Source organism: Agromyces sp. CF514, from assembly GCF_900113185.1.
Classification (GTDB): domain Bacteria; phylum Actinomycetota; class Actinomycetes; order Actinomycetales; family Microbacteriaceae; genus Agromyces.
Genome location: NZ_FOZD01000002.1, coordinates 961007 through 973382, shown reverse-complemented (window position 1 = coordinate 973382; position 12376 = coordinate 961007). Strand labels below are relative to the sequence as shown.

Sequence of the window (12376 nt, the reverse complement as noted above, 5' to 3'; positions counted from 1 at the left end):
GGCGAGGCAGCGCGCCGGCGCCTGCGGTCAGCGCTCGCGCTCAGCGCCCGCGATCGGCGGCCAGCCGCGGATGCTCGGGGTCGCGGTCGTCGACCACGACGGCATCGCCGTGCCGCGGGTCGGCCTCGGCATAGGCGAGCACGTCGGCCGGGTCGACCGGATCCCCGTCGAGCACGATCGGCACGTCCCAGAGTTCCGCGAGGCGCGGGCGCAGCACGAACCGGCCGTCGAGCACGAGGATCGCGTCGGCCGGGCCCGTGAGCCACTTCGGCTGCACCCATGCGTCGCGGGCCGGATCGAACACCGCGGTGACGAACGCCGTGGACCCGCCCATGCGGAACGGCTCGACGAGCACGCGGCGCAGTGCCGACTCGTCGAACCCGTACCGGAAGTACCGCTCCGGCGTGTCGTCGCCGAAGGCGTCCTGCGCCTCGCGCGAACGGTGGAAGTCCTCCATGCTCGCGCGGAACACCCGGTGTCCGCGCTCGCGCAGCACCGCCGCCAGGTCGTCGCCGAACGCGGTCTTGCCGCTCCGGAGCGGTCCGTCGATCGCGACGATCATCCGCCCTCGGCCGTACTGGCGCAGGATCGCGTCGGCGAGTTCGCGGAGGAACGTCACGCGGGGCGTGGTCACCAGTTGCATGCGCTCATGGTAGCCGCGCGGCCCGTCGGAGACATCCGTGATCCTAGGCTTGGAGGATGTCCGCCAGAACACTCGCCGAGGTCGTCAACGACTGGTTCGCGGATGCCGCGCGCCCGCTGCCGTGGCGCGCCGCCGACGTGTCCCCGTGGGCGGTGCTCGTGAGCGAGTTGATGCTGCAGCAGACCCAGGTCGCGCGCGTGGTCCCCCGGTGGGAGGCCTGGATCGAGCGCTGGCCGACCCCTGCGGTGATGGCGGCTGCTCCCCCCGCCGACGCGGTGCGCGCGTGGGATCGCCTCGGCTACCCGCGTCGAGCGCTCTGGCTGCACGCCGCCGCGACCGAGATCGTCGAACGTCACGGCGGCGAGGTGCCCCGCGACCTCGACGACCTGCTCGCGCTGAAAGGCGTCGGCCCGTACACGGCGCGGGCGATCGCCGCGTTCGCGTACGGCGAGCGGCACCCGGTGGTCGACACGAACACGCGCCGTGTCATCGCCCGCGCGGTCCTCGGACAGGGCGACCCCGGTCCGCCGTCGACTGCGCGCGACCTCGCCGAGATGGATGCGCTGCTCCCCGGGTCGGATGCCGCGGCCCGCACGTTCAACGCGGCCGCCATGGAGCTCGGGGCGACCGTGTGCACCGCGCGAGCGCCGTCGTGCCAAACGTGCCCCATCGTGGATCGGTGCGCGTGGGTGCTCGCCGGCAGCCCCGAGTACGACGGGCCGCGCGGCGCGAAGCAGGCGCGCTTCGAGGGATCGGACCGCCAGATCCGTGGACTCGTCATGCGCGAGCTCCGGGCCGCGCACCGGCCCGTGACGCGAACCGAGCTCTCGTCGGTGTGGGCCGATGCCGCACGGCTCGACGGGGTGATCGAGTCGCTGCTGGGCGACGGGCTCGCCGTGCGCGAGCGCGACGGGTTCACCCTGCCCGAGGCCTGAGGCCCGAGGACGGGAGCCCGAGGCCCGAGACCCGAGGCCCGAGGCCCGAGGCCCGAGACCCGAGATCGAACACCCCCGGCCCCGGCCACGGCCACGACGTCTGTCGACGCCGGCCGAGACGACGAGGAGCGCACGCCCTCACGGGCGTGCGCTCCTCACGGTGACGGGTCGGACGGGCTCAGCGCGCCGAGGCGGCCTCGTCGTCTTCGAACTCGTCGTCGTCGGACTCGTCGTCTTCGATCTCGCGCGGCTTGACGTACGGATCGGCATCGCCGGCGTACTCGGCCGTGCTCGCGAACGCCTCGGTCTCCGCGTCGCGCGCGCGCGCCTCGCGGAGCAGTGCGGCGATGTGGTCGGCGTTCTCGGGGATCGCATCGAGGATGAACTCGAGCGTCGGGGTGAGTCGCGCGGTGATGTTGCGCCCCACTTCGGTGCGCAGCATGCCGGTCGCGGCCTTCAGCGCGAGCGCCGAGTCGCGACGCTCCTCATCGGTGCCGTAGACCGTGTAGAAGATGCTCGCATGCTGCAGGTCGCCCGTGACTCGCACGTCGGTGATCGTCACGAAGCCGAGACGCGGGTCGCGAAGACCCTTGTCGAGGCGACGGGCGACGATCTCCTTGATGCGGTCGGCCATCTTGCGGGCGCGTGCCGGATCTGCCATTGGTCAGTCCCTTCGGTGGGCCGAAGCGGGGCGGCGACCAGGTCGCCGCCCCGCACTCGACTACGCGCGAGGCTTCTCGCGCAGTTCGGTCGTCTCGATCTCGTCGCCGACCTGGATGTCGTTGAACTTGCCGAGGCCGATGCCGGCCTCGTAGTCCGTGCGCACCTCGGTGACGTCGTCCTTGAAGCGACGCAGCGATTCGATCGTGAGGTTGTCGCCGACCACGACGCCGTCGCGGATGACGCGGGCCTTGGCGTTTCGCGTGATCGTTCCCGACCGCACGATGACACCGGCGATGTTGCCGAACTTCGAGGAGCGGAACACCTCGCGGATCTCGGCGACACCCGACTGCACCTCTTCGAACTCGGGCTTGAGCATGCCCTTCAGCGAGTCCTCGATCTCGTCGATCGCGTTGTAGATCACCGAGTAGAAGCGGATGTCGACGCCCTCGCGAGCGGCGCGCTCGCGCGCCTTCGTGTCGGGGCGCACGTTGAAGCCCACGATGATCGCGTTGTCGATCGTCGCGAGGTTGACGTCGCTCTCGGTGATGGCACCCACACCGCGGTGGAGGATGCGCAGCTGCACCGAGTCGTCGACCTCGATCTTGAGGAGCGATTCCTCGAGCGCCTCGACGGCACCCGAGACGTCGCCCTTGATGATGAGGTTGAGCGACTCGACCTTGCCCTCTTCGAGTGCACGGGTGAAGTCCTCGAGCGAGATGCGCTTGCGGGCCTTGGCCAGCTGCGCGTTGCGCTCTGCGGCTTCGCGCTTCTCGGCGATCTGACGCGCGGTGCGGTCCTCCTCGGTGACGAGGAATGTGTCGCCGGCGCGGGGAACGCTCGAGAGGCCCTGCACCTGCACCGGACGCGACGGGGTCGCCTCCGACACGGCGTCGCCATTCTCGTCGGTCATCGCACGGACGCGGCCATAGGCCGTTCCGGCGACGATCGCGTCGCCGACGCGCAGGGTTCCGGACTGGATGAGCACGGTCGCGACGGCGCCGCGGCCCTTGTCGAGCTTCGCCTCGATCGCGACACCACGCGCGTCCTTGTTGGGGTTCGCACGCAGGTCGAGGCCGGCGTCGGCGGTGAGGAGCACTGCGTCGAGCAGGTCCTGGATGCCGATGTTGTTGCGGGCCGAGACGTCGACGAACATGACGTCTCCGCCGTACTCCTCGGCGACGAGGCCGAACTCGGTGAGCTGCTGGCGCACCTTTGCCGGGTTGGCGTCTTCCTTGTCGATCTTGTTGACCGCGACCACGATCGGCACGTTGGCCGACTGGGCGTGGTTCAGCGCCTCGATCGTCTGGGGCATGATGCCGTCGTCGGCCGCGACCACGAGGATCGCGATGTCGGTCACCTGGGCACCACGGGCACGCATGGCGGTGAACGCCTCGTGACCCGGGGTGTCGATGAAGGTGATGGCGCGCTCGATGCCCTCGTGCTCGGTGTGCACCTGGTAGGCACCGATGTGCTGCGTGATGCCGCCGGCCTCGCCTGCGACGACGTTGGCGTTGCGGATCGCGTCGAGCAGTCGCGTCTTGCCGTGGTCGACGTGACCCATGACGGTCACGACCGGCGGACGCTGCTCGAGCACGTCGTCGCCCTCGTCTTCGAGCTCGCCGTCGAGGTCGATGTCGAAGCCCTCGAGGAGCTCCTTGTCCTCGTCTTCGGGCGAGACGACCTGGATCTTGTAGCCGAGCTCGGCGCCGAGCACCTCGAAGGTGGCCTCGTCGAGCGACTCGGTCGCCGTGGCCATCTCACCGAGGTGGAACAGCACGGTGACGAGCGAACCGGGGTTCGCGTCGATCTTGTCGGCGAAGTCGGAGATCGAGGAACCGCGACGCAGCCGCACGACGGTGTTGCCGTCGCCGCGGGGAACGCTCACGCCGCCGAGCGACGGGGCCTCCCGCATCTCGAATTCGGCGCGCTTCGTGCGCTTCGACTTGCGCGACTTGCTCTTGCCGCCACCGCGGCCGAACGCACCTGCCGTGCCGCCGCCGGGGCCGCGACCGCGACCGCCGCCACCGGCCGGACGCGGGCCGCCGAAGCCGCCTGCACCGGGGGCTCCGCCGCCGGGACGCTGGAAGCCGCCACCGCCGCCGGGGCGTGCACCGGCACCGGCACCTGCACCGCCGGGGCGCTGGAAGCCGCCGCCGGGGCGACCGCCTGCACCGGCCGGGCGCGGGGCGCCCGGCCGGGGCGAGCCCGGACGGGGAGCCTGCGGACGCGGGATGTTGCCGGGGCTCGGGCGCTGGCCCATGCCCTGCGCGCTGGCGAAGGGGTTGTTGCCGGGGCGCGGAGCGGCCGGCTTCTGGCCCATGCCCTGCGCGCTGGCGAAGGGGTTGTTGCCGGGGCGCGGGGCACCGGGCCGCGGCGCAGAGCCGCCGGGCTTGGGCGCAGAGCCGCCGGGCTTGGGCGCGGAGCCGGGCTTGGCGACGTCGGACGTCTCGGCGACGGGCGCGTCGGCGGCGGCCTTCTCGGCGGCCGCACTTGCGGCGCGCTCCTCGGCCTGGGCCTGGCGCTCGGCCACGGTCAGCGGCGCGTCGGCGGGTGCGGCTGCGGCTGCGGCGGGCGCCTCCGCCGGAGCGGCGGGCGCGGGGGCTGCAGCGGGCTTGGGAGCCGGCTTGGGGCCGGGCTTCGCCGAGGACGGACGAGCCGGCGCGGCAGGGGTGCCTGCGGCAGCGGGGGCGGCATCCTTCGCCGCAGCGCCTGCTGCTTCGAGCGCGGCCTTCAGGCGGCGCGCGACCGGGGGTTCGATGGACGACGAGGGTCCCTTGACGTACTCGCCCATCTCCTTGAGCTTCTCAAGGGCGATCTTGCTGTCGACACCGAGTTCGGATGCGATCTCGTGTACGCGTGGTTTGGCAGCCACTTCTCTCCTGTTCCGGGTTCGACCCCGGACAGGGGCGAACCATCAATGGCGGACGGGACTCATTTCGAGCCGCTCATCAGTTGTCACTCATTGGTCATCACTTGTGGGTTCAGCCTGTTCTCTACGTTTCCGGTGTCCACCTCGCCGCGAATGCGGAGCGCACGCCCGAAGGCGCGCTTCCGAACGGCGAGCAGATAGCACTCGGGGGTCGGATGCAGCCACGCACCCCTGCCCGGAAGCACAGCCGTGACATCGGCCACGACGTGGGAGTTCTGGGAGACGACCCTCAGAAGCGAGGACCCTGGAGCGCGCGAACGGCATCCGATGCACGTTCTGACGGGTTCCATCCTACACCTCCGAGGCTGGGCGCCCACCGACGCCGAGAGCGGGCACGTCTCGACCGGTCGCGCGGACCGGTCGAGACGCCTCGATCAGTTCGACTCGAGGACCGAGTCGGGCTGGATGTCGATCTTGGCGCCCGTGAGCTTGGCGGCGAGGCGGGCGTTCTGCCCCTCCTTGCCGATCGCGAGCGACAGCTGGTAGTCGGGTACGAGCGCGCGGACGGCGCGCGTCGACTCGTCGATGACGAAGGCGCTCGTGACCTTGGCCGGCGAGAGCGCGCTCGCGACGAAGGTCGCGAGGTCGTCGGAGTAGTCGACGATGTCGATCTTCTCGGCGCCGAGCTCGGCCGTGACGGCGCGCACGCGCTGCCCCAGCTCGCCGATGGCCGCACCCTTGGCATTGATGCCGGGCTGATTGGCGCGAACGGCGATCTTGGTGCGGTGACCGGCCTCGCGAGCGAGCGAGACGATCTCGACGACGCCGTTGGCGATCTCGGGCACCTCGAGCGCGAAGAGCTTGCGCACGAGCGCGGGGTGCGTGCGCGACACGGTGATCGAGGGGCCCTTGGTGCCCTTCGAGACGCTCGTGACGTACACGCGGATACGCTGGCCGTGCGGGTACTCCTCGCCGGGCACCTGCTCCTCGGGCGGGAGGATCGCCTCGACGGTGCCGAGGTCGATGTGGATCATGCGCGGGTTCGGACCCTGCTGGATGATGCCGGCGACGATGTCGCCCTCTCGGCCGCGGAACTCGCCGAGCACCGCATCGTCGGCCAGGTCCCGAAGGCGCTGGTTGATGACCTGCTTCGCTGCGAATGCCGCGATGCGACCGAAGTCGGTGGGGCTGTCTTCGCTCTCGCCGATGACGTTGCCCTCTTCATCGAGCTCGGGCACGAACACCGACACGTGGCCGGTCTTGCGGTCGAGCTCGGCTCGCGCCCCGTCGGGGTTCGCGTGACCGTGCTGGTCAGGGTGCGTGTGCTTGAGATAGGCCATGAGAATGGCCTGTTCGATGATCTGCACCAGTTCGTCGAACGGGATCTCCTTCTCGCGCTCCATCATGCGAAGCACGCTGAGGTCGATATCCATCGCCGGCCTCCTCTATTCAGCTCTCAGTGCCGCTCCCCACGTGCGGGCGACTCTCTAGATTAGCGGATGTCGCTGGCCGCGCGTGACGTGATCTTGCGCGTCGCGAGCGCGAACCCCGCGGCGCCGCGACGTAACCGGGCCGGCCGCCGGGCGGCCCGTTACCCTCACCTGCGGCACCGCGCAAGGGGCCGCGATCAGGACGTCGCCGTCGATACGCTGTGCCGATGACCCCGGACACCCTGAAGTCGACCGCGAGCGCTGCCCAGCGCTCTCGCACGTTCCGCATCCTGGCCCGAGCCGGCTTCGCGGTGCTCGGCCTCGTGCACGTCGTGATCGGCGCGATCGCCGTCTCCGTGGCGGTCGGAGCCGGCGGCGGTGAGGCCGACCAGGGCGGCGCCATGGAACAGATCTCCCGCGTCCCGTTCGGGGTGGTCGTGCTCTGGGTGATCGTGCTCGGCCTCTTCGCGCTCGGCGCGTGGCAGGTGGCCGAGGCGTTCCTCGAGCAGGGTCCGGACGCGAAGCAGAAGTGGGGTCGACGCGCGAAGGATGCGGGAACCGCCGTCGCCTACTTCGCGACCGGCGCCACGGCGGCGGTGTACGCGCTCGGCGGCAGCTCGGACTCCTCCGAGTCGACGACGAGCCTGAGCGCCACCCTCCTCGCCACGCCCGGCGGCGTATTCCTGCTCGTGCTCGTCGGCCTCGCGGTCGCCGGCATCGGAGTCGGCTTCGTGGTGAGCGGCGTGCGCCGGACCTTCGAGCGGCATCTGTCCCTGCCGGCCGGTCGGCTCGGCGACGGCGTCCGAGTGCTCGGCCTGGTCGGCTACCTCGCCAAGGGCGTCGCCGTGGCCGTCGTCGGCGTGCTGTTCGTGGTCGCCGCGTTCACGCACGACCCCGAGAAGGCCGGCGGCCTCGACGCCGCACTGAAGAGCCTCGCCGTGCTCCCCTTCGGCCAGGTGATCCTGTGGCTGGTGGGCGCCGGACTCATCGTGTACGGCGTCTACTGCTTCGCTCGGGCCCGCTTCGCCAAGGTGTGACCGGGGCGGTCATCGGCAAGGACCGCTAGACGCTCGGCGGCGTGGCCGCGCCGGGCGCGGACGCCAGGCCGTTGACCGCCCGGATCAGCCGATGCAGGTCGCCCACTCGGTGCCGGTCGAGGCGGAGCACCAGCCTGGGCTTGGCGAGCGCGTCGTGGTCGCCCCGCTCCGGCCCCAGCGGCCCGGTGTGTTCGATGCGGCCCGAGGCGGCGAGGCCGCCGAAGCGATCGTTCAGCGCCTCGACCTCGGCATCGCTCGGTTCGGCGTTCAGGCGCAGCACGAGACGGTCGCCGACCCAGCGCAGCGAGTCGTAGTTGCGCCAGAACCCGGTGATCTCGGCGACCGCGGCATCGACCGAATCGGTGATCAGCACGCGGTCGAGGTCATCGGGCGCGATGAATCCGCCGCCGCCGAGCTCGGCTCGGACGAACTCGGCGAGCGCGCGCCAGTACCCGCCGCCGGGCGCGTCGAGCAGCACGATCGGCACGGGCTCGGCCTTGCCGGTCTGCTGCAGCGTGAGCAGTTCGAATGCCTCGTCGAGCGTGCCGAACCCGCCGGGCAGGCAGACGAACCCCCTCGACTCCTTCACCAGCATCAACTTGCGGGTGAAGAAGTACTTCATCGTGACCCGGTTCGGTTCGGCGAGGCCGGCGTCGGGACTCTCCTCGAACGGCAGCCGGATCGAGACGCCGAGCGACTGCTTGGGACCGGCACCGGATCCGGCGGCCTCCATGATCCCGGGCCCGGCACCGGTGACGACCATCCACCCGTCGCGCGCGAGGGCCGCGGCGACCTGGTTCGCCTGTCGATAGCCGGGATCCTCGGCCCGAGTACGTGCCGAACCGAACACGGTGACCTTCGGCACGGCGTCGTACGGTGCGAAGAGGCGGAACGCCTCGCGCATCTCCTCGAGCGCCGCCGCGGTGATCTTCAGGTCGAGCCGGTCTGCGTCGTCGAGCCCCAGCTGCACGCCGGCGGCGAGGATCCGTGCGACCAACGCACGGTTGCGTCCCGAAGCGGATGCCTCCCGCGCGAGCTGCTCGATCATCGCCGCCTGCTGCGACGGAAGCGACTCCGGTTCGATGCCGGGCATCGTCTCGCTCATGCCGCCAGCCTCGCACATGCACGGCGGAAGCCGTGCATGTGCGAGCGGTCGGCTTGTCAGGCCGTGAGCTGCGCGACCGCGTCGGCTGCCGGGAGCGTCTGGCGCTCGCCCGTGCGGCGGTCCCAGAGCTCGACCTCGCCGTCGGCCGCGCCGCGGCCCACGATGAGGATGCGCGGCACGCCGATGAGCTCGGCGTCGCCGAACTTCACGCCAGGCGAGACCTTCGGGCGGTCGTCGTAAAGCACGTCGAGGCGCGCCCGCTCGAGTTCGGCCGAGAGCTGCTCGGCGAGCTCGAACGCGACGGCGTCGCGGCCGGTGGCGACGACGTGCACGTCGAACGGCGCGATCGAGGCCGGCCAGACGAGGCCCTTCTCGTCGTTGTTGCCCTCGGCGATGATCGCGAGGATGCGCGTGACGCCGATACCGTAGGAGCCCATGGTGACGGTCGCGAGCTTGCCGTTCTCGTCGAGCACCTTGAGGCCGAGCACCTCGGCGTACTTGCGGCCGAGCTGGAAGACGTGCCCGATCTCCATGCCGCGCGCGAGCTCGACCGGACCGGAGCCGTCGGGGGCGGGGTCGCCGGCGCGCACGTTCGAGGCCTCGATCGTGCCGTCGGCGACGAAGTCGCGCCCTGCGACGAGGCCGAAGACGTGCTTCTGGTCGATGTTCGCGCCGGTGATCCACTCGGAGCCGTCGACGACGCGGGGGTCGACGAGGAAGCGGATGCCGGTGCTCGACTCCTCGCCGAGCACGGCGCCCTCGGGCGACCACGGGCCGATGTAGCCCTTGACGAGCCCGGGGTGCTTCGCGAAATCGGCCTCGGTGGCGGCTTCGACCTCTGCGGGCGCGAACGCCACCTCGACGCGCTTCATCTCGACGTCGCGGTCGCCGGGCAGGCCGACGACGACGATCTCGCGGGAGCCGTCGAGGTGGGTGAGCGCGAGCACGACGTTCTTCAGCGTGTCCGCAGCGGTCCACTCGCGCCCGTCGGGACGGGGGTGGTTCGCGTTCGCGAGGTCGACGAGGGTCGCGATCGTGGGCGTGTTCGGCGAGTCGAAGACCTCGGCCTCGGGAAGCCCCTCGATCGACGTCGGCTCGGGCACGACGGTCGTGAACGCCTCGACGTTGGCGGCGTACCCGCCCGCGGAGCGCACGAACGTGTCTTCCCCGACGGGGGTCGGGTGCAGGAACTCCTCGCTCTTCGAGCCGCCCATCGCACCGGCATCCGCCTTCACGATGACGTACTCGAGGCCGAGGCGCGTGAAGATGCGCTCGTAGGCGTCGCGCTGGGCCTGGTAGCTCGCGTCGAGGCCCTCGTCGGAGATGTCGAACGAGTACGCGTCCTTCATGGTGAACTCGCGGCCGCGCAGGAGGCCGGCGCGCGGACGGGCCTCGTCGCGGTACTTGTCCTGGATCTGGTAGATCGAGAGGGGCAGGTCCTTGTAGGAGTTGTAGAGGTCCTTCACGAGCAGGGTGAAGACCTCTTCGTGCGTGGGCGCGAGCAGGTAGTCGCCGCCCTTGCGGTCCTGCAGGCGGAAGAGGCCGTCGCCGTACTCGGTCCAGCGGCCCGTCGCCTCGTACGGCTCACGAGGCAGCAGCGCCGGGAAGTGCACCTCGTGCGCACCCGCGTTCGTCATCTCCTCGCGGATGATCGTCTCGATCTTCGCCTTGACCCGGAGACCGAGCGGCAGCCAGGCGAACACGCCCGGGGCCTGTCGGCGGATGTACCCCGCGCGCACGAGCAGGCGGTGGCTGGCCACCTCGGCGTCGGAGGGGTCTTCGCGGAGCGTGCGGAGGAAGTAGTTGGAGAGGCGTGTGGGCACCCGATGATTCTAGTGAGCGACGGATGCCGCGACCGAAACGCCGACGCGGGCGGGGCTCAGCTGCCCTCGACCGCTGCCAGGATCGAGCCGAGCATCGCACCCAGCTGTTCGGTGGTGAGATCTGCGCTCCGACCGAAGACGAGGTTGACCCCGTCGGTCAGGTACAGCCCCGCCACCTCCGATGCATCGCCCGCGTCGGGGAGGAGCAGCGCATCGCTGCCGCCCGGGACCACGACCTCCGACGCACCAGCACGAGCGGCGAGACGGTCGAGCACCCACTGCCCGCCCGGCAGCAGCGCGGTCGAGACCAGGACAGCGTCCTTGGTCCACAGGCAGCTCGAGGAGCCGGTCGCGCTGAGTGCGCCGTAGACGCCCGGGCCGGCTTCTGCGGGGCCGTTGCCGGGACTCGCGTCGAGGTCGAGCCCGGTGTCGTCGACCGTCGCGACCTCGAGATCCAACGTGGCGCAGTCGGGAACCGACGACCACGTGCCGGGTGCCGCCGTCGGGACCACGGCGGCGACGGCACCGGCGCGGCTCGCGAAGCCGTCGACGAGCGCGCCGACGGCCGCTTCGGCCGGCGAGCCCGAATCCGGCCCGGTGGAGACGACGCCCGCGAACCACCAGTCGCCGACGATCTCGCTGAAGGAGCAGCCTGAGCCGTAGCAGTACGGCTGACCCTCGGAGGCCGCGTCGACGACCTCGGGTGCGACGGCCGCCACGGGGATCGCGGTGACCCATGCGCCGTTGCCGGCCGAGTCGATCCAGACGCACCGGATGCCGCCGAGGGAGACGACCGACCAGTCGCTCGCGCTGCCGTCGTCTGCTCGCGGCTGCAGCACCGCGCTCACGCCCGTCGCGTCGGCGATCTCTTCGGCCGGCGCGACCGCGTCGCAGTCACCCCCGAACGCGCTCTGGGGTCCGCTTTCCGCGGGCTCTGCGGACGGCGTCGCGGGCTCAGCGGTCGCGCTCGGCGTCGCGTTCGAAGCCGTCGCCTGCTCGCCGGCGCAGCCGGAGAGCGCGACGACCAGCAGCATTGCGATGAGTGGCGGACCGATGGGCAGGAATCGCATGAGACCCGATGGTACTGAGGCCGAGTAAGTCGCGATCCGAACTGCACGACGAATCGATAACGGTGAGCGCCCGCCGGGCGAGCGGGCGCGATCAGAGCCGGCACGGCGATGCGCGGCATCCGGCGCAGGATGCCGCGCATCGATCGTTGCGGGTTCGGACTACTCCGCCAGGATCAGGTAGAGCGCCTTGCGCGTCTCGTCGAGCTTCGCGGTCGCGGCCGCGCGCTGCTCGTCGGTCGCCCCGTGGCGGAACTGGCCGACCACGCCCATGAGCCTGCCGACCGCCTGGAAGAGCTCGGTGGCCGACTCGCTCGGCTTGGGCACGGATGCCCAGGCGCCGGCGATCTCGTCTTCGTGCTCGGCGACGTAGGCGCGACCGTCGTCGGTGAGCTGGAACTCGGTCTTGCGCCCCTCGCCGACCGCCACGATGAGGCCCTCGTCGACGAGCTGCTGGAGGGTCGGGTACACCGATCCGGGGCTCGGGCGCCAGGCGCCCTCGGTCTTGTCGGCGACGGCCTTGATGATGGCGTAGCCGTTGCTCGGGTTCTCGGCGAGCAGCGAGAGGATCGCCGCGCGTACGTCGCCCTTCGAGCGACGGCGTCCGCCGCGGCCGCCCGGGCCGAACCCGAATCCGGGGCCGCCGGGGCCGCCCGGGAAGTCGCCCCAGGCGCCGGGCCCGTGATGCGGGCGGCCGAAGCCGGGGTCGTGGTGGAAGCGGCCCTCGCCGCGCTGGGGGTACTGGTGGGACATCCGGTCGTGACGGCGTGCGGCACCGCGGAAGTCTGCTTCGATGAAGTGTTC

General features: G+C 71.2%; 11 protein-coding genes. 2 read left to right on the top strand and 9 right to left on the bottom strand.

Translation table 11 applies throughout. The annotated features are described in order from the left end of the window. Positions 1-40: 40 nt before the first annotated feature. Positions 41-643 carry a nucleoside/nucleotide kinase family protein gene (locus tag BM342_RS17210; RefSeq protein WP_092968305.1) on the bottom strand — a complete coding sequence of 201 codons (603 nt, stop codon included), beginning with the start codon at positions 641-643 and terminating at the stop codon, positions 41-43. 56 nt (positions 644-699) lie between these two features. Between BM342_RS17210 and BM342_RS17205 the strand changes: the two genes are divergently transcribed. Further along, complete coding sequence (locus tag BM342_RS17205) at positions 700-1578, top strand: HhH-GPD family protein (RefSeq protein WP_092968303.1); 879 nt, start codon at positions 700-702, stop codon at positions 1576-1578. 178 nt (positions 1579-1756) lie between these two features. Here the strand turns inward: BM342_RS17205 and rbfA are convergent, their stop codons facing one another. The 4 genes from rbfA to nusA all read right to left on the bottom strand — a co-directional run bounded on the left by rbfA (position 1757) and on the right by nusA (position 6543). Beyond that, positions 1757-2239, bottom strand: a complete 483-nt coding sequence (gene rbfA / locus BM342_RS17200; protein WP_092968301.1) for a 30S ribosome-binding factor RbfA — start codon at positions 2237-2239, stop codon at positions 1757-1759. A gap of 60 nt (positions 2240-2299) precedes the next feature. Further along, positions 2300-5113: a translation initiation factor IF-2 gene (gene infB / locus BM342_RS17195; protein ID WP_092968299.1), complete on the bottom strand. Its 2814-nt coding sequence runs from the start codon at positions 5111-5113 to the stop codon at positions 2300-2302. 83 nt (positions 5114-5196) lie between these two features. After that, positions 5197-5460, bottom strand: coding sequence for a YlxR family protein (locus BM342_RS17190; protein WP_092968297.1), 264 nt, complete (start codon positions 5458-5460; stop codon positions 5197-5199). 84 nt (positions 5461-5544) lie between these two features. Beyond that, complete coding sequence (nusA, locus tag BM342_RS17185; RefSeq protein WP_092968295.1) at positions 5545-6543, bottom strand: transcription termination factor NusA; 999 nt, start codon at positions 6541-6543, stop codon at positions 5545-5547. Positions 6544-6767: 224 nt separating this feature from the next. Here nusA and BM342_RS17180 point away from each other — a divergent pair, with 224 nt between their 5' ends. After that, on the top strand, positions 6768-7577 hold the full coding sequence (locus BM342_RS17180; protein WP_177232236.1) for a DUF1206 domain-containing protein: 810 nt from the start codon (positions 6768-6770) through the stop codon (positions 7575-7577). 25 nt (positions 7578-7602) lie between these two features. Here the strand turns inward: BM342_RS17180 and BM342_RS17175 are convergent, their stop codons facing one another. The 4 genes from BM342_RS17175 to BM342_RS17160 all read right to left on the bottom strand — a co-directional run bounded on the left by BM342_RS17175 (position 7603) and on the right by BM342_RS17160 (position 12325). Further along, positions 7603-8625, bottom strand: a complete 1023-nt coding sequence (locus BM342_RS17175) for an LOG family protein (RefSeq protein WP_092968800.1) — start codon at positions 8623-8625, stop codon at positions 7603-7605. A gap of 113 nt (positions 8626-8738) precedes the next feature. After that, complete coding sequence (locus tag BM342_RS17170) at positions 8739-10505, bottom strand: proline--tRNA ligase (protein ID WP_092968293.1); 1767 nt, start codon at positions 10503-10505, stop codon at positions 8739-8741. 56 nt (positions 10506-10561) lie between these two features. After that, on the bottom strand, positions 10562-11575 hold the full coding sequence (locus BM342_RS17165; RefSeq protein ID WP_092968291.1) for a hypothetical protein: 1014 nt from the start codon (positions 11573-11575) through the stop codon (positions 10562-10564). 159 nt (positions 11576-11734) lie between these two features. Further along, positions 11735-12325, bottom strand: coding sequence for a PadR family transcriptional regulator (locus BM342_RS17160; RefSeq protein WP_092968799.1), 591 nt, complete (start codon positions 12323-12325; stop codon positions 11735-11737). Positions 12326-12376 lie beyond the last annotated feature (51 nt).